The sequence below is a fragment of the Mesorhizobium sp. NPDC059025 genome, assembly GCF_042739655.1.
Lineage (GTDB): Bacteria > Pseudomonadota > Alphaproteobacteria > Rhizobiales > Rhizobiaceae > Mesorhizobium.
In genome coordinates this window covers 39,361-59,251 of record NZ_JBHYIM010000005.1, presented here as the reverse complement: position 1 = coordinate 59,251, position 19,891 = coordinate 39,361, and the positions used below count along the sequence as shown (strand labels likewise).

Here is a 19,891-nt window from a genome sequence, read left to right as displayed (position 1 = left end):
AATGGGCGATAGCGACCGTCATCGAGAAAAGCGCGCCGACCCGGACGCGCTGCTGGCACTGGCAGGCGCCCAGGAACGCGGTCGGCTGACCGTGTTCCTGGGCGCAGCGCCTGGTGTCGGCAAGACCTTCGCCATGCTGTCGCGTGCGCGCCGCATGAAGGAAGACGGCGGCGATATCCTCGTCGGCCTCGTCGAGACGCATGGGCGCGGCGAGACCGCCGCGCTGCTCGAAGGCCTGGAGGTGCTGCCGCTGCACAGCATCCCCTATCGCGGCCGCACGATCGAGGAATTCGACCTCGACGCGGCACTGGCGCGCCATCCCCACACCATCGTGGTCGACGAACTGGCGCATAGCAATGCGCCCGAGAGCCGCCACCCCAAACGCTACCAGGACATCGACGAACTGCTGGCCGCCGGCATCAATGTCTGGACGGCGCTCAACATCCAGCACCTGGAAAGCCTGTCAGACGTCGTCACCCAGATCACCGGCGTGCCGGTGCGCGAACAGATCCCCGACACGGTCCTGAAGAAGGCCGACGAAGTGCTGCTGGTGGACCTGCCGCCGGCGGAACTGCTGGAGCGGCTGAAGGAAGGCAAGGTCTACCTGCCGGCCAATGCGGCGCGCGCGGCGGATTCCTTCTTTCGCCTCGGCAACCTCACCGCGCTGCGCGACCTGGCGCTGCGGCGCACGGCAGACCGGGTCGACGACCAGATGGTCGACTATCTCAAGCAGAACGCCATCGAAGGCCCATGGCCTTCGGCCGAGCGGCTGCTGGTCTGCATCGGTCCGGATGCGTTGTCGGAAAAAGTCGTGCGCATCGCCAGCCGGCTCGCCTCCGGTCTCAATGCGCACTGGATCGTCGCGTCGATCGAACCCGTGGACCGCGCCGTCGCCGACCAGACGGGCGAGCGCCGGCTGGACGACACCTTCCGCCTGGCCGAACGGCTCGGCGCGGAGACACGGCGCGTGAAGGGCAGCGATTTCGTCGAGGAGATCCTGCGACTGGCAAGGCGCGAACACGCCACGCAGATCGTCATCGGCGGACGCAGGCAGTCTTTCCCCTGGCGCCTGTTCCGGCGTTCGCTGCCCGACGCCCTGATGGAGAAAGCCTCCGGCATCGGCGTCTATGTCGTCACCGGCGACGATGCGATGCCGCCACCGGCCACCCCGGTGAAACAGCGGCCGCTGGCGCTTCGGCTGGCCCGGGAAGTCGGCACCGCCGTCGCCACGGTTACTGCTGCGACCGGCTTCGGCCTGACCATCGACGAGTGGGTGCGGCTGCCGAACATCTCGATCATCTATCTGCTGGCGGTGCTGGTCTCGGCGATCAGCAGCGGCTATCTGGCGGCGGTCGTTGCCGCGCTCGGCTCGGCGATCGCGTATAATTTCTTCTTTATTCCGCCGTTCTACACGCTGACCATCGCCGAGCCGCACGAAGTCTTCGCGCTGTTCGTCTTCCTTGCCGCCGCCATGCTTACCGGCGGCCTCACCTCGCGGCTGCGCGAACAGGCAAAGGTATCCGGCGAGCGCTCCGTCACGACGCAGACACTGTACGACTATTCGCGCAAGCTTTCCGGCACGGCGAAACAGGACGACGTGGTGTGGGCGACCGTTTCCCAGTTGCAGGGAGCGCTCTCGCGCACGGTGGCGCTGCTGCTGCCGGACCAGGGCGAATTGCGGCTGCAGGCGTCCTGGCCGCCGGACACCGAGCTCGGCGTCTCGGACATGGCGGCCGCGCGCTGGACCTATGAAAAAAGCGAGGAGGCCGGCAGCGGCACCGGAACGCTCCCCAACAGCGCCTTCCGCTTCATCCCGCTGATGAGTCCGCATGGCGTCGTCGGCGTCTGCGGCATCCAGCAGGATGGCGAACTGCTGGATGGAACCGAAGAGAGGATGCTGAATGCCATCCTCGACCAGTCGGCCGTGGCCATCGACAGGGCGCGTCTGTCCAGGGAAAGCCTTCGCCAGGCCACGGCGCTGGAGGGTGAGCGTTTCCGCTCGGCATTGCTTGCCTCGGTATCGCACGATCTCAAGACGCCGCTCGCCACCATCACCGGCGCTATCACCAGCCTGCGCGAACTCGGCGACAGGATGGACAAGCAGAGCCGTGACGACCTGCTCGTTTCGATCGACGAAGAGAGTGCCCGGCTGTCGCGCTTCCTTGCCAACCTGCTCGACATGACACGCATCGAATCCGGCTCGGTCGAAGCCAAGCGCGACTGGGTCGACGTGCCAGACGTCATCAACTCCACGGTGGAACGTTCCCGCAAGGTGTTCCCGGAACGGGTTGTCGAAGTGCAGCTCGCCCCTGATTTGCCCTTGATCCGCGGCGACAGCGTGCTTCTGGGACAGGTGCTGTTCAACCTTGTCGACAATGCCGACAAATATGGCGGCGCCGAGCCGATCCGCATCTATGCGCGGCGCGACCAGAACGAGCTGGTTCTATCGGTTGTCGACATGGGCAAGGGCATTCCCGAAAAGGATCTCGAACAGGTGTTCGAGAAATTCTTCCGGCGCGGCAAGCCCGACGGACGCGCACCGGGTACAGGGCTCGGCCTGCCGATCGCACGCGGTTTCGTCGAAGCGATGGGCGGCACCATCAAGGCCGAAAGCCCGGCCCAGAAACGAAAAGGCACACGCATGATCCTGCGCTTCCCGGTCGAAGACATGCCTGTCGAGGCGGAGACGATGTCGTGAGCGGCTTTCGTGTCCTGGTCGTCGACGACGAACCGCAGATCCAGCGTTTCCTGCGCCCGGCGCTCACCGCCGCAGGCTATGAGGTGATAGAGGCCGGAACCGGCGCCCAGGCGCTGAAGGCTATCGCCACGGCGGCGCCGGATCTGATCATCCTCGATCTCGGCTTGCCCGACATGGACGGCAAGGAGGTGGTGAAGAATGTGCGCGGCTGGTCCGAACTGCCGATCATCATCCTCTCGGCGCGCGACCGCGAGAGCGAGAAGATCGCCGCTCTCGACCTCGGCGCCGACGACTATATCGAAAAACCATTCGGCATCGGCGAACTGACCGCCCGTATCCGCACGGCGCTGCGCCACCGCACCCGCGAGGATGGCGGCGTCACCGAGATTTCGGTCGACGGGCTGCATATCGACACCGTGCGCCGGCTGATCACCCGCAGCGGCGCGCCGATCCATCTCACGCCGAAGGAATACGACCTCGTGCTGATGCTGGCGCGCCATGCCGGACGCGTGGTCACGCACAGGGCGCTGCTGACCTCGGTCTGGGGGCCGGCCCATGCAGACGACCTGCACTACCTGCGCGTCTTCGTCGGCCAGGTGCGCGGCAAGATCGAACGCGATCCGTCCGCGCCGGCGATCATCCGGACGGAGCCGGGGGTCGGTTATCGCTTTGTCGGCGACGAGACGTGAGGCTAGAGCCTTTCCGTTTTTCACGGAAATGCTCTAAGCTTTTGTTTTCGCCGCATTTTTGTAACGCCAAGTGATTCCACTTGGCTGCAAGAATGCTTTATGGTCGATCGGGATCCGCCGATCATCCCTTCGACAAGCGGAGGCAGTGTGTTCAATTTTCTCAAGCGCAAAAATCTGCCGTCGGGTTCGGAAACGCCGGTGCCGCAGGACCCAAAGGAATGGCAACGTCGCTGGCACCAGATCCTCGACGGCTACAACGATCATCCAGATGAGAAACCCGGCGACAAGGGCGTGCCAGATCCGCTGCCGGACATGGATAGCGATTTTCGACTGCAGTTCGGTTTCTGGTTCACTGATTGGAAAAGTGCTCGTCAGGCGCGCAGGCGTGCTTTCTCGATTCTGCCACGCGGCGATCGGATGCTGGCGCGCGTGGAAGAACATCTGTCAACGCGGCGAAAGCCGATCGATGCTGACTACGCCACCATGGTGTTGCGCAAAGGCGTCGATCTGACCAGAGAGCTTGGGGCGGAGGCAGCAGACCCCTTCGGCCATGTACGTGTGATGGAGAACCCGAGCATCTCTCCGCAGGACGCCTTTGCACGCGCGGATTCGCCCTTCGTGCATTTGCGCGCTGCACTTGGTGAGATGGCTGCCAAGGAGCATGGTCAAGCCGGCAGTGCCGCTTACTATTTCCTGTCGGAACCACTCTACCGCCTCGCCTCCAGCTATGATGTTTCCGACTGGGTAAAATGGCCTCTCTGCAGCCATTCAACCATAGGAGACGACCCCACCACCGCTGCGTATCTGCTGTGGAATGGGGGATGGTCGGCAGGTTGGGATGAAGAGGGGCTTTTTCTGTACGATCGAAGAAGAGAATTCGGACTGATACAATGATCCGTGTCGAGTTTGAGGCACCAGTTGCGTGGCAAGATCGAACGCAGACCGTCCACGCCGCGATCATCCTGGCAGAACCTGAGCTCGGTTATCGTTTCTTCGGCGACGAGAACTGAGATCGACCCGAAGTTCCAACGATCACGGCAGGGCTGCGAGCTTCGGCATTTGCCTTAAGCGACCGCTCGACCTCGACCAACAGCCATTCGCGAAAAGCCTTGATTTTGGGCACGTTTCGGCGCGACGTCGGATAGACCAGCCAGTAGGAATGGCCATCGTCACCGACGAGATCGAAGGGCTGGATCAGGCGGCCATCGGCGAGCTCCGCCTGGAACAGCTCGCGGGTCAGGATGGCGACACCGTGGCCGGCGATCGCGGCGCTCGCCTCATACATCTGCGCGCCCATGCTGGAGGCCGTTCGTGATGCAAGCTCACCGGAGTCGACACCAGCCAGCTTGAACCACTCCTTCCACCAGATGTCGCCGGGATCCATGATCGGCAAGCGCAGCAGATCGGCGGGTTCCTTCACACCGCCAATGCTCGCGGCGAGCGCCGGGCTCAGCATCGGCGTGAAGTCTGCCGAGAACAGCTTGTGCGTCTCGACGCCGGGCCATTTGCCGCTGCCGGAACGGATGGCGATGTCGACATCCTCACGTGCGAAATCGATCAATCGGGTCGACGTGTCGAGGCGCACGGCGAGCGAGGGATAGGTCATCTGGAAGGCGCCGAGCCGCTGCGCCAGCCAGTTGGAGGCGAAGGTCAGGATCGTGCTGACGCACAGGACGCCTTCGGCGCCGGAGCGAGCGGCCGAATAGGCCTCGCCGATGATGGCAAAGGCATCGGTGATCGCCGGCGCCAGCCGCTGCCCGACGTCGGACAATTCGATATGGCGTGGGTGGCGCAGGAAAAGCTGCGCGCCGACGCGCTCCTCCAGAAGCTTGATCTGATAGCTGACGGCGGCCTGCGTCATGCCCAGCTCGCGCGCAGCCTTGGTGAAGGACAGATGCCGCGCAACCGCTTCGAAGACGCGTGTGGCAGCGAGGGGCGGGAGCTGAAAGCTCATAAGCTGTCTTTATAGGTCATGATCGACATTCGATTGGAAACAAAGGCGTAGCGACACGACATTGAACCCTACGGATCAGATGCATTTAGGCATAACGGAGGCGTTCCGCCATGACAACGACACAGCACTTGTTGTTTTCGGTTTCCGGTCACCACTGGCTGTCCTGGCTGACTGACGGGTTCGGCCGTCGCAAGAAGGCGCATCTCGACGTCAGGGAATTGTCGCCGCACCTGCGCCGCGACCTTGGCCTGCTCGACGGCAACGACCCTTGCGGCCGTTGGCAAAGCTGACCGGTGATCTTGAGTTGTGATCCTGCGGGTTACTTCCCGGAGGACGGCCTACCCCACACCGACATAACGTTTGACCGCCGCAGGGTCGGCGCGCAGCGCCTCGGCGGTCATGGTCTCGCGGTTGCGACCGTTCTCGATGAAGGCGACGCGATCGGCGACGGCGAGCACCGCTTCCACCCGCTGCTCGACCAGGATGGTCGACACGCCAAGGCCGCGCAGCCCAGCGACCGTCTCGCGGATCTTCTCGATCATCGACGGCATCAGCCCCTCGGTCGGCTCATCCAGCAGCAGGACCTGCGGCTCCAGGCAAAGAGCACGCGCCATGGCGAGCATCTGCTGTTCGCCGCCAGAGAGCGTGCCGGACCGCTGCCTCAGCCGTTCGCGCAGGCGCGGAAACAGGTCCAGCACGGCTTCGCGCGTGGCCAGGCCCTTGTCGCGCGCCATCAGGCCGATCTCGATGTTTTCGGCGACCGTCATCTCGGCGAACAGCCGGCGGCCCTGCGGCACATAGGCAACGCCGGCCTTCGGCACCTCGTGCGCCGCCAGCGCCGTCAATTCGCGGCCTTCGAGGCTGATTGAGCCGGCTGCCGCCGGCACCAGCCCCATGATCGCCTTCAGCGTCGTCGTCTTGCCGGCACCGTTGCGCCCGAGCAGGCACAACACCTCGCCCTTGTTCAGTGCGAGGTCCAGCCCATGCAGGACCTGCACCTCGCCATAAAAACAATCGAGCCCTTCAATGGTGAGCAGTTCAGCCATGCGCTGCTCCGAGGTAAGCTTCCTGCACTTGCGTGTTGGCGCGGATTGCCGCCGGATCGCCCTCGGCGATGATGCGACCGGCGTCGAAGACGGTGATGCGATGGGCAAGCTGCATCACCACCGGCATGTTATGCTCGATGATCAGCACGGTGGCATCACGCGCAATCTCGCGGATCAGGCTGACGAAACCCTCGATCTCGCCATCGGAGAGCCCCTGCGTCGGTTCGTCGAGGATCAGCAGGCGCGGCTGCAACGCCAGGCCCATGGCCACTTCCAGAAGACGCTGATGGCCATAGGCGAGCTGCCCCGCCGGCGTTCCCGCGCGATCGGCCAGGCCGACCTGCTGCAGCGCCTTCATGGTCCCTGTACGCACCGCCCCCTTGGAGCGGCCGTCGGTCAAGGTGCGCTGCACCGACAGCGCGACATTGTCGTAGGCGGAAAGGTTGGCGAAGACGCTGGTGACCTGGAATGTGTAGGCGATGCCCAGCCGCACACGGCGATACGCCGGCAAGGCGGAGATTTCGGTTCCGGCGAAATCGATCGTGCCCGACGACGGCAGGACGCGGCCGCAGATCAGGCTGACGAAGGTGGTCTTGCCGGCACCGTTCGGGCCGATGATGGCGCGGATCTCTCCCGGCATCAGGCTGAAATCGGCCTTGTCCACGGCGCGAAGCCCGCCGAAATCGCGCGACAGACCGCTGGTGGTCAGCAAGGGCCGGGTCATGGCAGCCACCCGATCCAGCGGCGACGGACGAAACCAAGGATGCCTTTCGGCGCGAACAGCACCAGGAGCACGAGTGCCGCGCCGACGATCAGCAGCCAGGCCGAGGTGTAGCTGCTGGCGATATCGGTCACGTAATAGATGAACAATGTGCCGACCAGCGGGCCGAGCGTGGTGGCAGCCCCTCCAGCCAGCACCCACAGCAGCGGCAGGATGGAATACTGAACCGAAGCGAAGTTGGAGCCGACATAACCGAACAGCAGAGCATAGGCGGCACCAGCCGCAGCACAGAAAATGCCGGAAAGCACGACCGCCGCCAGCTTGTTGGTGAAGGTGTCGTAGCCCAGCATGCGCGTGCGCTCCTCGTTCTCCCGGATCGCCACCAGCACGCGGCCGAAACGCGAGCGGACAATGGCGAGTGTAGCGAACAACACCACCGCGAACAGCAGCAGCGCCGCAAGATAACGTACGACCGGCGCCGTGAGATCGAGGCTCGCATTGCCGATCGTCAGCATGCGGCTCGCCTGCTGCAACACCAGCCCCTGGTCACCGCCGGTCCACTGGTTGAAATAGACGATGGTCAGCACAAAGGCCTGCGCGAACATCATGGTGACGATCATGAAGGCGACGCCGGAGGTGCGGAGCGCGAGGACCCCCACCACCAGCGCCAGAACGGCGCCGCAGGCAAGTCCGGCAAGGAAAGCCGATAGAACGCCGAAACCGAGATAAGTGATCGCCAATCCGCTGCCGTAGAGCCCAGCGCCGAAGAACATGGCATGGCCGAGGCTGAGCAGCCCGGCATAACCGAACAGCAGATTGTAGCCCATGGCAAAGGTAGCCAGCACCAGGATGCGCGCGAAAAGGCCATGGTGATAGTCGGGCAGCAGGAAGTTCAGCGCGAACAACACGGCCACCACGGCCATGTGCAGTCCATAAATCCTTGCCGTCGCCGTCATCGGGCCGCCGTTCCGAACAGGCCCTGCGGGCGGAACACCAGCACCATCGCAACAACCAGCGTCGCGATCAGCTTGGCCAGCGTCGGCGAGAAGAACATCGAGACGATGCCGTCGGACAAGCCGATCAGCAGTGCTGCCACCACGGTGCCGCGCAACGAACCGAGGCCGCCGATGATGACGACGATGAACGACAGCAGCAGCGGATCCTGCCCCATCAGGTAGTGCGCCTGGCTGATCGGCACGATCAGCACCGCGGCGAATGCCGCCAGCATGGCTCCCAGCGCGAAGACGCCAGCATAGACGCGCTCGACCGGAATGGCGAAGGCCTGCGCCATCTCGCGGTCATACTGCGTGGCGCGCATGACGAGGCCGATCCTGGTACGCGTCAGCACCAGCCATGTGACGACGAGCAGCAGGCCGGAGGCAGCGATGATCGAAAGCTTGTAGCCGGAATAGCCGAACCAGGGCAGCAGCACGCGATAGCTGAAGGGCGGGGTCACCGGCCTCGCTTCGGGGCCATAGAAGCTCAGCGCCAGTTGCTGGATGATGTAGAGCAGGCCGATGGTGGCGACGATCGTGGCTTCCGGGTCGTAATTGAGCCGGCGCAACACCAGCCGCTCGGAAAGCAGGGCAATCGCACCGACCACCAGCGGCGCCACGATCAGCGCCGCTACGAAGCCGATGGCCGGATGGGCGCCAAGCGCCGTCGCCACCGCCCAGGCAAGCACCGCGCCCAGCATGAAGAATTCGCCATGCGCGACATTGACGATGCGCATCACGCCGAACACCAGCGACAGGCCGAGCGCGGTCAGCGCCAGCACCGCCGCAGTAACCAGCCCTTCGAGGGTAGCCAGCAGAAGATGCGGTCCGAAAGCCATCAGGTCCCGGCCTTCGACGGCAGGATAATCACAGGGACTGCTTGGTGTAGTCGGCCTCCGGCTCGTACATGCCGTCCTCGATCGCGGTCTTGTGCACAACCTTGAGCTTGCCGCCCTCCAGCTTTGAGATGTTCTGGTGGCCGAAACACTGGTGGATCTTGCCGTTGAACAGCTTCTTGCCCTGCGGATGTTCCGGCCCTTCGGCGAATTCGGTCAGCGCCTCGGTCGCCTCGACCAGCTTGGCGCGGTCTTCCACTCCCTTGTAGCCGGCATCCTCCATCGCCTTCTTGATGACGTAGAGCGTTTCCCAGCAGCCGAACATGTGGGCGGCGGTGGAAACGTCCTTGGCGTCGGCGACGGCCGCACCATTGTCGTCGATGCCGACGGCGGCGCGATAGGCCTTCTGCGCGTCTGAATCATCGGCCTGCGCATAGCGCGGCGAGCCTTCCCAGAAATGGCTGCCGTCGAGATATTCGAGGCCGGGACTGTTGATGTCGACCGCCTCCAGCGAGTCGATGAAGCCGAACAGCTTCGGCCCGGTCGACCCGTAGAAGTCGCCAAGTTCCTTGACGAAGGTCAGCACCGCCGGCCCGACCATGACATGGTAGATGGCGTCGGTATCCGATGGGATCTGCGGGAAGTATTTGGTGAAGGAAGATTCCGTCGGCGGGATGGCGATCTTTGCAACGACTTCCGCGCCAGCCTTCTGCAGCGCCGGCGGCAGGTAGTCGCGATGATCGTAGCCAAAAGCATAATCGGGGAAGATCATGGTGATCTTCTTGCCGGCATTGGCAGCGATCCATGGCGCCACCGAAGTCACCTGCGCGCGCACGTCGGTGATGCCAGGCTGGAACACGTAGCGGTTCAGTTTCCCGGAGGCGACGTGATAGCCTTCCGACACGACGTAATACGGGATTTTCAGTTCGCCGGCGGCCGGCGCCGAGCCGACCACGACGTTGGAGAACAAGGTGCCGTAGACGATGTCGACCTTGTGCTGGTTGGCGAGCTTGGCCACCACCTCGGCGCCGCGCGCGGCGTCAGTGCCGTCGTCCTCGATGACCACTTCGATCGGGCGGCCGTTGATGCCGCCGGCTGCGTTGATCGCCTTCACGGCGGCAGCCGTTGTTTTTTCATACCAGCGGCCATAGGCGGCACCGATGCCGGTGCGATGCGCCTGGAAGCCGATCCTGATCGGGGCAGAGCTCTGTGCCTGCGCGTAACGAACGAAACCGGGCGCTGCGGCCAGTCCGGCACCGGCTGCCAGCCCTTTCAGGACCGTGCGGCGCGATGCCTTGCCTTTGGTCAGGTCGAAGAAGCGGCCAGTCATCGAATTCCCCCTCATGGCATTTGACCCGCGGCCGGCAGCGGCCGCGAAAATCGCGAGGCAAACCAAGCATCAAACCCCTGCCAAGGCAAGCGAGCATTGGCGGCAAGAGGGATCATAGCCTCAAGCGCCGGCGCGGCCTATCCAAGCCGCTTGGCTTACGCGCCAACGGGCGCGGCGCGCGGTCGCGCGCTCCAACGGTCACCTAAAATGACCGTTGGCATCAGCCGGCGGTGGGCGTAGCGAGCAGCCAGAGACCGAAAAGCGTGTAGGCAACCATCAGCACGGTCAGCGGAACCTGCAGCAATGTCGCCTGCGACGTTGCAGGCGCCAATCGTGAGGCCGCGGCATGGGCGACGAGCACGGCCAGGATGTGCCCGCCGACGATCAGGGCCGCCTGCATGTTCCACAGCCACCAGGCCGCGTCCGCACCGGCGACGATGCCCGCGGTGACCGGCAGATGCGCCGTACCGAAAAGATCCCATCCCAGGGCGAAGGGGTCGGACAGGGCAACCAGCGCATACTGGCCGTTGACCAGCACGTCGGTGAGGTAGTGGGCGATGTGGTAGGCTAGCGCGATCGGCACGATCGACCAGACCAGCAGCCCGGAAAGCTGCCTGAAAGGCAGGCTGCTGCCCGCGATCCAGCGCCCGGCCAGGATGGACACGCCGAACAACAGCGCCAGCAACAGGAACGTCGCGACGAGACCCGTGCTGCCCGTGCCGATCATTGCGGTCCGGCCAGGCAGTTCGAGCGGGTTCATGCCGTTCAGACCGAGCCAGAAGAAGGTCCGCATCAGCCCATCGAAAGAGACCGACGACAGGGCGAGCAAAAGGAATGCGGCAGCGCTCAACGGCAGCGGCGGCGCGTCGAGCAGTTTGGCGCCCGGCCAGCAGAGCGACAACCTGCCGGCGGCATCGCGATCGAGCGGCGAGAACCGCGCCAGCATGGAAAAGAAGACGCTCAGGAATTCGCCGCGGCGGCACCAGCCTTCATAGCCGAACACCAGCATCAACATGAAACTGAGCAACCAGTAGCCGCCGGCCGCGATCGCAAGTTTCGAAGGGTCGTCCGGTGCGGGATAGATCAGTTCGAACCAGGCAAAGCCGAGGAAAAACAGGAAAGCCGGCCAATAACCGAGCCACGGCGGCATGTGTTTTGGTCCCTGGTCGGCGCCGGTCAACCAGGCAACAAGCTGCCAGGGTCCATACCATGGGTTCAGCCAGGACCAGAGATTGCCGAACATGCCTTGCGCCAAGGTCATGCCGGTCCACAACAGCGTCCAGATCGTCAACGGCAAGGGATTGGAAAGAGGATCGCGGCTGCCCCATAACCCTGCTGCGATCAGGGCAACAAAAACGGCGAAGGAAAGCAGGCTGACCACGACGCGGGCAGCGTCCGGGAACCGGAAAAGAAAGAAGCGCCTGCGCCAGAGGCGGCCCAACGCTTGCGGCGATACCAGGCTCAGCACCAGGAAGGATGCCGCCACCGCGAAGGCCCCGCCGGCGAGATAATAGTTGGTTGGCAACAGCAGGACGTGGCCGCGATCGGAGGCGTGCGCCAATGCCTGCACGGGAAGAAGCGGGGTCGCGCATGCAATGAGCGCCGCCCACTGATTTTGCCTCTGACTGAACCGCTTGCTCATCCGGAGAAGGACAAACCGAACCCGGCCTTGCCTAAACCTTCACGAGCTGGCGCACCCGCGCCTCCTCGCCGAAGATACGGATGTAGCGGTCGATCTCCTTTTGATCGCCCGTGGCTTTCGCCGGGTTGTCCGACAGCTTCACTGCCGGGCGGCCATTGGCCTCGGTGACCTTGCACACCAGCGAGATGGCATTGAGCCGGTCGGTCGGCACCGGCGCGCAATCCTCGAAATCATTGGTGAGATTGGTGCCCCAGCCGAAGGACATGCGTACCTTGCCCTCGAAGTGGCGATAGGTCTCGATGATGGTGTCGACGTCGAGGCCATCGGAGAAGATCAGCAGTTTCTGGCGCGGATCGCGGCCACGCTCGCGCCACCAGGAGATGATGCGTTCGCCACCTTCGATCGGCGGCGCGCTGTCGGGACGGAAGCCGGTCCAGTCGGCGACCCAGTCCGGCGCATCGCGCAGGAAAGCGGCGGTACCGAAGGCATCCGGCAGCACGATGAGCAGATTGCCGCCGTAGTAGCGTTGCCAGTCCTGCAGGACCTTGTAGGGCGCCTGGCGCAGTTCGGCCTCGGAATTGGCAAGTGCTGCGAGCACCATCGGCAATTCATGCGCGTTTGTGCCGAGTGCTTCGAGATCATTGTCCATTGCCAGCAGCACGTTCGAGGTTCCGGTAAAGGCCTCACCGATACCTTCCTTCAGGGCCTCCACGCACCAGCGCTGCCACAGGAACGAGTGGCGGCGGCGCGTGCCGAAATCGGAGATACGGATGCCGGGAAGCTCCTTGAGACGCTCGGTCTTGGCCCACATCTTCGCCTTGGCGCGCGCATAAAGCACATCAAGCGCAAACGGACCGAAAGCCTTGAGCGCCGAGCGCGAGCGCAATTCGTTGATGATGGCCAGCGCCGGGATTTCCCACAGCGTGGTGTACATCCAGGGACCGGAGAAGGAGAGCTCGAACTGGCCGTCACGCCGGGTCAATTCATATTCAGGCAGCCGGAAATTCTCCAGCCAGGCAAGGAATTCCGGCTCGAATATCTGCTTGCGTCCATAGAAATTGTTACCGCCCAGCCAGATCATTTCCTTCTTGGTGAAACGCAGGGTCCGGGCGTGGTCGAGCTGGTCGCGCAGTTCGCCGATATCGATCTCGTCGGCGAGCCGTACCTTGGTCTTGCGGTTGATGAGCGAGAAGGTGGCATCGACCTTGGGGTACATGCCCCAGATCATCTGCAGCATCAGCAGCTTGTAGAAATCGGTGTCGAGCAGCGACCGCACGATGGGATCGAGCTTCCAGGTGTGGTTGTAGACGCGCCGCGCGATGTCAGTCTTGGCCATGTCCGAAACCTGCTTCCACCCAATCCGTTACCGGATAGGCCTCTTAGCATTGAAATGATTAACGCGCTTCCCGCTTTGTGATCGCAAGGCACGCAAGCCATGAACATGAGGGCATCGCCGGCGCTTGTCGAGCACCCCTCATTCCTCGGCTTTCGTCACCAGTTGCAGCATGGGCCGTTTGCGGCGCGCGTTGAGCCTCGTACCCACCGTTTCGGCCCGGCTCTCGTCTTCGGCTTTTTCAGCGAACAGCCAGTCGACGAAAAGCTGCACGATGGGCGTGGAGCGCATCTCATTGCGGCAGATGACATAGAAGTCGTCGACCGCCGGCACCGAAAGGCCGAACGGCACGATCAGCTGGCCCATGGCCAGCAGGCGGCTCGCCGTCATCGTGTCGCCCAGCGCCACCCCGTGGCCGTGGAGCGCCGCCTCGATCGATAGGCGGGCATCGTTGAACTGATGGCGCCGGCAGACCCGCTCGAGATCGAGCGCATCGGCGGCGGCCAGCCAGGTGTGCCACTCGCGCCCGTCGTCGCCATGCAGCAGGACATGGTCGGCGAGGTCGCGGATCGAGCGGATCGGCCGGTTGTTGGCCAGCGTCGGGCTGATGACCGGAAACAACTCCAGTCCAGACCATTTGCGGATCCAGCAATCGCTCCAGCTGCCGTCGCCATAGTGCACGCAGACATCGATGTCGGGCTGGCGGATATCGCGCGCATCATTGGAGGCTACGAGTTTCAACCGGATGTCGGGATAACGCGCCGTGAACGAGCCAAGGCGCGGGATCAGCCACAGCGACAGAAGTGCCGGCACGCAGGATACGACCAGCGCGCCGCTGCTGGCGGGACGAGTCAACCGTGCGGCGGCAGCGGCAATCCCCTCGAAAGCGCCGGATACTGCCGGCAGAAGCTCGGCACCGTGCGGCGTGAGTTTGAGACGCGAACCGATCCGCTCGAACAGCTTGACCCCGAGCGACTGCTCCAGTGCCTTGATCTGGTGGCTGACCGCACCGTGGGTGACGTGGAGCTCGGCCGCCGCCTTCGAAAGCGAGCCTTGCCGGGCAGTCGCTTCGAATGCTCGCAAAGGGTTGAGGGGCGGAAGGCGACGGGAACTGCTCATGGGCCGGCGTCAAGACACAGTGTGAGATTTTCTAACAGCCAGCGCTATAACAATATCAATTGATTTTCCATCCGCAGCCTCCGACAATCCGCGGCAATCAATCATAAAAACACGCTATCGCAGGCAGCTGTCACTGGTTCATGCCCCCGTATCGGAGGCTCATCGGCTCGCCTGATTTGATTTAGCGCCTTTGCGAAAATCGAACCCGATTTTCGGGCGCGGCAGGAGGAGTTGCAGGATGGGTTTCGACAGAGGCAAGCTCGACGCGTTGCGCCGCAAATATGGCGAGAGCCATGGCGGCGAGCTGTTCGACCCGAAATTCCGCCGGGTCGCCGACAAGATCTTCTCCAAGGGCGGTACCCGCCTGGCACCATATTCCGGCATCCCGACCTTCCTGACCGCGCCGTATCGTGAAGTTGCCGCCGACAATCCGGATTTCGGCGACCTCCAGGTGGCAATGATCGGTGTGCCGATGGATCTCGGCGTCACCAATCGTCCAGGCTCCCGTTTCGGTCCGCGTGCATTGCGCGCCATCGAACGCATCGGGCCCTACAATCATGTGCTGGATTGCGCTCCCACCCACGAGCTCCGCGTGGCCGATATCGGCGACGTGCCGTTCCGCAGCCGCTATCGGCTGGAAATGAGCCACGAAGACATCGAGAAACGCCTCAACCAGATCGTCGATGCCGGCGTCATCCCGCTGTCGGTCGGCGGCGACCATTCGATCACCCATCCGATCCTGAAGGCCGTCGGCAAGGAGCGGCCGGTCGGCATGATCCATATCGACGCGCATTGCGACACCGGCGGCGCCTTCGACCAGACCAAGTTCCACCATGGCGGCCCCTTCCGCAACGCGGTGCTGGACGGCGTGCTCGACCCGTCGCGCACCATCCAGATCGGCATCCGCGGCGCGGCCGAATATCTGTGGGAGTTCACCTACGAATCCGGCATGACCGTCGTGCACGCCGAAGAGGTTCCCGGCCTCGGCATCCCGGCCATCATCGAGAAGGCGCGCAAGATCGTCGGCGACGGACCGACCTACGTCTCCTTCGACGTCGACAGCCTCGACCCTGCGTTTGCGCCCGGCACCGGTACGCCGGAGGTCGGAGGACTGACGACACGCGAGGTCCTGGAGATACTGCGCGGACTGAAAGGCCTCAACATCGTCGGCGGCGACGTCGTCGAGGTGGCGCCGCAATACGATTCCACCACCAATACGGCGCATGCCGGCGCGCAGGTGCTATTCGAGATCCTGTCGCTGATGGTGTTCAGCCCGGCGCTGAGAGGATGACGGCGTGCTGGATGGAAGCATGATCCCGAAACCGGTTTTCGGAACAGATCATGCTCTATCCAGTGACACCGTTTTATAAGAAGACCATAAGGGAACCCGGCAAAGCCGGAACAACGGAGAACAATGATGACCGAGATCATGAAGACCATGCTCAGCCGGCGGAGCGTGCTTGGCGCCGGCGTTGCCGCCGCCGGCGTGCTTGCGATGCCCGCCATCCTGCGCGCCCAGGAAAAGTCGCTGAAGGTCGGCGTCTATGGCGGTTATTTCAAGAAGTCATTCGACCAGCATATCTTCCCCGAATTCACCAAGGCGACCGGCATAACCGTCGAATCGGTGGCCGAGCCGACCGGTGAAGCCTGGCTGGTGCAGCTGGAGCAGGCCGCCAAGGCCGGACAGGCGCCGGCCGACCTTTCGATGATGTCGCAGACCTCGACGCTGAAGGGCCAGTCGACCGAGCTGTGGCAGCCGCTCGATACCGCCAAGTTCAAGCACTATGGTGATCTCCTGCCGCAGTTCATCAACAAGTATCCGGACGGCCGTGTTGCCGGCATCGGCGCGGTGGCCTGGTACATCACGCTGGTCACCAACACCAATGTCTACAAGAACGCGCCGACGTCGTGGGACGCGCTGTGGGACAAGACCAACGCCGACAAGCTCGGCCTGCTGGCGCTCGCCTCCAACTCCTTCCTGCTGGAAGTGACCGCGAAGACCTTCATGGGCGGCACCAACGCGCTCGACACCGACGAAGGCATCGACAAGGCCTTTGCCAAGCTCGCCGAAGTGAAGCCGAATGTGCGCCTGTGGTACCGCGACGAGGCGCAGTTCGAGCAGGCGCTGAAGTCGGGCGAAATCCCGATGGGCCAGTATTATCACGACGTCACCGGCCTTGCCGCCAAGGACGGCCAGCCCGTGCGGTCGACCTTCCCGAAGGAAGGCGGCATCCAGGATTCCGGCAACTGGGTGCTGTCGCGCGCCTCGAAGAAGGTCGACGAGGCGCATGCCTTCATCGACTATATGAGCCAGCCGGCGATCCAGGGCCTGATGTCGCGCAATGTCGGCACCGCACCGACGCTGAAGCGCGAGGTTCTCGACCTGAAGCCGGAGGAATTCGCGGCCGTGTCTTCCGACATCGCGCCGATCATTCCGCGCTACGACCTCTACGTGTCGAAGGCCGACGCGATCAACCAGAAATGGACCGAGCTGATCGTCGGCTGATCCAATCTTATCCAGCGACGATATCGGGAGCTCGCCTTGCGAGCCCCCGTATCTTCGTATCGACCGCAGACATGCCAGCCGCCTTTCGCTAATCTGGAAGGCGGAAGCGACCGCACCATCCGCATGCACGACCAGCCAAGCAGGATAACGCCATGCCCGGATTGTCCATAAATTCGATCACCAAGCGCTTCGCCGATTTCGCCGCCGTCGACGACGTCAGCCTTTCGGTCCCGGACGGAAAGTTCATCTGCCTGCTCGGACCTTCGGGCTGCGGCAAGACCACGCTGCTGCGCATGATCGCCGGGCTGGAGGAGCCGACCAGCGGCGCCATCGTGCTGGATGGCGACGACATCACCCGCGTGCCGACGCACAAACGCAATCTCGGCATGGTGTTCCAGTCGCTGGCGCTGTTTCCGCACCTGACCGTGGGCGAGAACATCGCCTATGCGCTGCGCATTCGGGGCGCTTCCAAAGACGACCAGCGCAAGCGCGTCGAAGAGCTGCTTGCCATGATCCATCTGACGGGCTTCGCCGACCGGCCGGTGGCCAAGCTCTCCGGCGGACAGCGCCAGCGCGTGGCGATCGCCCGGGCACTGGCCTTGTCGCCGAAACTCTTCCTGCTCGATGAACCGCTGTCGGCGCTCGACGCCAAGCTGCGCGAGGCCATGCAGGTGGAACTGCGCCAGCTGCAGCAGCGCCTCGGCATCACCACCGTGGTCGTCACCCACGACCAGCGTGAAGCCATGACCATGGCCGACCTCGTCGTCGTCATGGGCAAGGGCAAGATCCTGCAGGCCGCCTCGCCGATCGAGATCTACCGCAAGCCTGCGGACGCCTTCGTCGCCGACTTCATCGGCATCACCAACCTGTTGCCGGCAGAGGCCGACAGCGCCGGCCGCACCACCGTGCTCGGTGCCGCCGTACCCGGCGTCGCCCTGCCATCGGGCTCGGCCAAGGCCACCATCTCGATCCGTCCCGAGGACATTCATTTCTCGACGCCCGGCGCCGGTGCGATTCCCGGCACCGTCAGCTTCGTGCGCGATCTCGGCGGCACGGTCGAAACCTTCGTCGAGGCCGGCGGCACCACCATCGTGGCCGTCGCCACGCCACGCGAGCGCCCCAATGTCAGCGTCGGCCAGGCCATCGGCGTCGTGCTGCCGCCTGAAAGCTGCGTGGTGCTGCAGCCATGAGACGCGAACCGCCAAGAGCACTCGCAGACTATGCGCCGCTGTTCTTCCCGGCGCTGATGCTCATCGTCTTCTTCGTCGTGCCGTTCTCGATCATGATCGCGGTGAGCTTCTTCAAGCGCAATCCGGCCGGCTTCTACACGCCGGATTTCGTGTTCGACAATTATGCGCGCTTCCTCACCACCTTCTTCGGTTCGGTGCTCGGCTTCTCGCTGCTGCTGGCTGTTCTCGTTGCCGTGTGCTGCGTGGTCATCGCCTTCCCCTTCACTTATCTGCTGACCAAGCGGCCGCGTGCCGTGCAGACGCTGTGGCTGGTCGGGCTGCTCTCGGTGCTGTCGCTGTCGGAAGTCATCATCGGCTTTGCCTGGTCGACGCTGTTCTCGCGCACGGCCGGCATCACCAACCTGCTGGTCGCGGTCGGGCTGATGAAGGAGCCGGTGGCGCTGCTGCCGAGCTTCTGGGCGGTGCTGACCGGCATGGTCTACCAGGCGCTGCCCTATACGATCCTCGTGCTCTACCCCGCCCTGGTCAGGCTCGACCCGACATTGCTGGAAGCCGCGCGCACGCTAGGCGCCTCGCCGGTGCGTGCCTTCTTCAACGTGGTCACGCCGGCACTGCGCAACACCATCGTGGCGACGCTGATCATGGTGTTCGTCTTCGCGCTCGGCTCCTACCTGCTGCCGCAGATCCTCGGCCGGCCGTCGAACTGGACGCTGTCGGTGCTGATCACCGACCAGGCGATCTACCAGTCCAACATGCCGTTCGCCGCGGCGATGGCGGTGTTCCTGGTGCTGATCTCGCTGGCACTGGTCGGACTTACCCTGCTCGTCGGCCGCAAGGAGAACGCGCTATGACCGTGCTTCGCCGGCTTTATTTCGTCCTTGTCGCATTGTTCCTGGCAGCACCGCTGATCGTGGTGGCAGGTGTCTCGGTCAACCAGAAGCAGGAGCTGACCTTCCCGCCGAAAGGTTTCTCGCTCGGCTGGTACGGGCAGATCTTCAACGATCCGGAATGGCGGCTGGCATTGATCCACTCCGTGACGCTGGCGGTCTGTTCGGCGGCGATCGCGGTGGCGATCGCGCTGCCGCTGGCCTGGTTCCTGTGGCGGCGCATCGCGCCCTGGGCGAACATCTTCCAGGTGCTGGGTCTCGCGCCCTTCATCCTGCCGCCGGTCATCACCGCGCTCGGCTTCCTGAGCTTCTGGGCCACGGTCGGGCTGTTCGGGCAGTTCTACACGGCGATCATCAGCCACGCGATCTTCTTCGTGACGCTGCCGCTGGTGACGCTGTCACTCGGTTTCGCCTCCATCGATCGCTCGCTGGTCGAAGCCGCTTCGACGATGGGCGCCGACGACCGCACGGTGCTGAAGACCGTCGTGCTGCCGCTGATCCTGCCCTATCTGGTCTCCGGCTTCGCCTTCGCCTTCGTGCTGTCGCTCAACGAATACATCGTCGCCTACATGACCATCGGCTTCACCACCGAGACACTGCCGATCAAGATCTTCAACGCACTGCGCTACGGCTACACGCCGACCATGGCGGCGGTGTCGATCTTCTTCGTCACGGTGGCGGCGCTGGTGTTCGGGGCGATCGCCTATTTCGGCGATATCCGCAGACTGCTCGGAGCGATGTCGTCGGAGGGTTGATATCTGTCGGTGCGTCCTTCGAGGCTCGCCCAGTCAAGGTCGCGCGTTGTTTCCTATGGCCTGCGGGCTCGCACCTCAGGATGAGGACCGTTGCGCGAAACCACATCCAAGTTCTGAAACGTTCCGATGTTACCCGAACGCACAACGGCCCTCATCCTGAGGTGCGAGCCTGCACGCCCACGGAGAAATA

General features: G+C 63.7%; 18 protein-coding genes. 9 read left to right on the top strand and 9 right to left on the bottom strand.

From position 1 onward, the window contains the following. The first annotated feature begins 1 nt into the window (after nucleotide 1). The 3 genes from ACFWYE_RS13885 (at nucleotide 2) to ACFWYE_RS13875 (ending at nucleotide 4,281) form a co-directional block, all read left to right on the top strand. Entirely contained in the window at nucleotides 2-2,698 is a 2,697-nt protein-coding gene (locus ACFWYE_RS13885; protein ID WP_379112076.1) for a DUF4118 domain-containing protein, read from the top strand. After that, entirely contained in the window at nucleotides 2,695-3,387 is a 693-nt protein-coding gene (locus tag ACFWYE_RS13880) for a response regulator (protein ID WP_326890503.1), read from the top strand. Before ACFWYE_RS13885 ends, ACFWYE_RS13880 begins: the two co-directional genes overlap by 4 nt. A 99-nt stretch (nucleotides 3,388-3,486) precedes the next feature. Then, nucleotides 3,487-4,281: a hypothetical protein gene (locus tag ACFWYE_RS13875; protein ID WP_379064503.1), complete on the top strand. Its 795-nt coding sequence runs from the start codon at nucleotides 3,487-3,489 to the stop codon at nucleotides 4,279-4,281. 88 nt (nucleotides 4,282-4,369) lie between these two features. On the opposite strand, the gene ACFWYE_RS13870 is transcribed toward ACFWYE_RS13875, so the two are convergent. Further along, nucleotides 4,370-5,341 carry a LysR substrate-binding domain-containing protein gene (locus ACFWYE_RS13870; RefSeq protein ID WP_379064505.1) on the bottom strand — a complete coding sequence of 324 codons (972 nt, stop codon included), beginning with the start codon at nucleotides 5,339-5,341 and terminating at the stop codon, nucleotides 4,370-4,372. Nucleotides 5,342-5,451: 110 nt separating this feature from the next. Here ACFWYE_RS13870 and ACFWYE_RS13865 point away from each other — a divergent pair, with 110 nt between their 5' ends. Beyond that, on the top strand, nucleotides 5,452-5,631 hold the full coding sequence (locus ACFWYE_RS13865; RefSeq protein WP_379064507.1) for a hypothetical protein: 180 nt from the start codon (nucleotides 5,452-5,454) through the stop codon (nucleotides 5,629-5,631). Between the two features lie 48 nt (nucleotides 5,632-5,679). Here ACFWYE_RS13865 and ACFWYE_RS13860 read toward each other — a convergent pair whose 3' ends face one another. From ACFWYE_RS13860 to gcvA, 8 genes are all read right to left on the bottom strand, one after another. Next, complete coding sequence (locus tag ACFWYE_RS13860; RefSeq protein WP_379064509.1) at nucleotides 5,680-6,387, bottom strand: ABC transporter ATP-binding protein; 708 nt, start codon at nucleotides 6,385-6,387, stop codon at nucleotides 5,680-5,682. Beyond that, entirely contained in the window at nucleotides 6,380-7,111 is a 732-nt protein-coding gene (locus ACFWYE_RS13855) for an ABC transporter ATP-binding protein (protein ID WP_379064511.1), read from the bottom strand. The genes ACFWYE_RS13860 and ACFWYE_RS13855 overlap by 8 nt, the downstream gene beginning before the upstream one ends. Continuing rightward, nucleotides 7,108-8,064 (bottom strand): branched-chain amino acid ABC transporter permease, encoded by a 957-nt coding sequence (locus tag ACFWYE_RS13850; protein WP_379064513.1) that lies wholly within the window; start codon nucleotides 8,062-8,064, stop codon nucleotides 7,108-7,110. The genes ACFWYE_RS13855 and ACFWYE_RS13850 overlap by 4 nt, the downstream gene beginning before the upstream one ends. Continuing rightward, nucleotides 8,061-8,942: a branched-chain amino acid ABC transporter permease gene (locus ACFWYE_RS13845; protein ID WP_379064515.1), complete on the bottom strand. Its 882-nt coding sequence runs from the start codon at nucleotides 8,940-8,942 to the stop codon at nucleotides 8,061-8,063. The genes ACFWYE_RS13850 and ACFWYE_RS13845 overlap by 4 nt, the downstream gene beginning before the upstream one ends. A 28-nt stretch (nucleotides 8,943-8,970) precedes the next feature. Continuing rightward, on the bottom strand, nucleotides 8,971-10,269 hold the full coding sequence (locus tag ACFWYE_RS13840; protein ID WP_379112074.1) for an ABC transporter substrate-binding protein: 1,299 nt from the start codon (nucleotides 10,267-10,269) through the stop codon (nucleotides 8,971-8,973). A gap of 220 nt (nucleotides 10,270-10,489) precedes the next feature. After that, nucleotides 10,490-11,839: a hypothetical protein gene (locus tag ACFWYE_RS13835; protein WP_379112072.1), complete on the bottom strand. Its 1,350-nt coding sequence runs from the start codon at nucleotides 11,837-11,839 to the stop codon at nucleotides 10,490-10,492. A gap of 103 nt (nucleotides 11,840-11,942) precedes the next feature. After that, nucleotides 11,943-13,247, bottom strand: a complete 1,305-nt coding sequence (gene pncB / locus ACFWYE_RS13830; protein WP_379112070.1) for a nicotinate phosphoribosyltransferase — start codon at nucleotides 13,245-13,247, stop codon at nucleotides 11,943-11,945. A 138-nt stretch (nucleotides 13,248-13,385) separates the two neighbouring features. Continuing rightward, complete coding sequence (gene gcvA / locus ACFWYE_RS13825; RefSeq protein WP_379112068.1) at nucleotides 13,386-14,363, bottom strand: transcriptional regulator GcvA; 978 nt, start codon at nucleotides 14,361-14,363, stop codon at nucleotides 13,386-13,388. 238 nt (nucleotides 14,364-14,601) lie between these two features. On the opposite strand from gcvA, the gene speB reads away from it, so the two are divergent. The 5 genes from speB (at nucleotide 14,602) to ACFWYE_RS13800 (ending at nucleotide 19,701) form a co-directional block, all read left to right on the top strand. Beyond that, the gene (gene speB, locus ACFWYE_RS13820; protein WP_379064525.1) at nucleotides 14,602-15,654 is read left to right on the top strand and encodes an agmatinase; all 1,053 of its coding nucleotides are present in this window, start codon (nucleotides 14,602-14,604) and stop codon (nucleotides 15,652-15,654) included. Nucleotides 15,655-15,780: 126 nt separating this feature from the next. Next, entirely contained in the window at nucleotides 15,781-16,869 is a 1,089-nt protein-coding gene (locus ACFWYE_RS13815) for a PotD/PotF family extracellular solute-binding protein (protein WP_379112066.1), read from the top strand. Between the two features lie 152 nt (nucleotides 16,870-17,021). Continuing rightward, entirely contained in the window at nucleotides 17,022-18,059 is a 1,038-nt protein-coding gene (locus ACFWYE_RS13810) for an ABC transporter ATP-binding protein (protein WP_379064527.1), read from the top strand. Continuing rightward, complete coding sequence (locus ACFWYE_RS13805) at nucleotides 18,056-18,910, top strand: ABC transporter permease (protein ID WP_379064529.1); 855 nt, start codon at nucleotides 18,056-18,058, stop codon at nucleotides 18,908-18,910. The genes ACFWYE_RS13810 and ACFWYE_RS13805 overlap by 4 nt, the downstream gene beginning before the upstream one ends. Next, nucleotides 18,907-19,701 (top strand): ABC transporter permease, encoded by a 795-nt coding sequence (locus tag ACFWYE_RS13800; RefSeq protein ID WP_379112064.1) that lies wholly within the window; start codon nucleotides 18,907-18,909, stop codon nucleotides 19,699-19,701. The genes ACFWYE_RS13805 and ACFWYE_RS13800 overlap by 4 nt, the downstream gene beginning before the upstream one ends. The last annotated feature ends 190 nt before the right edge of the window (nucleotides 19,702-19,891 follow it).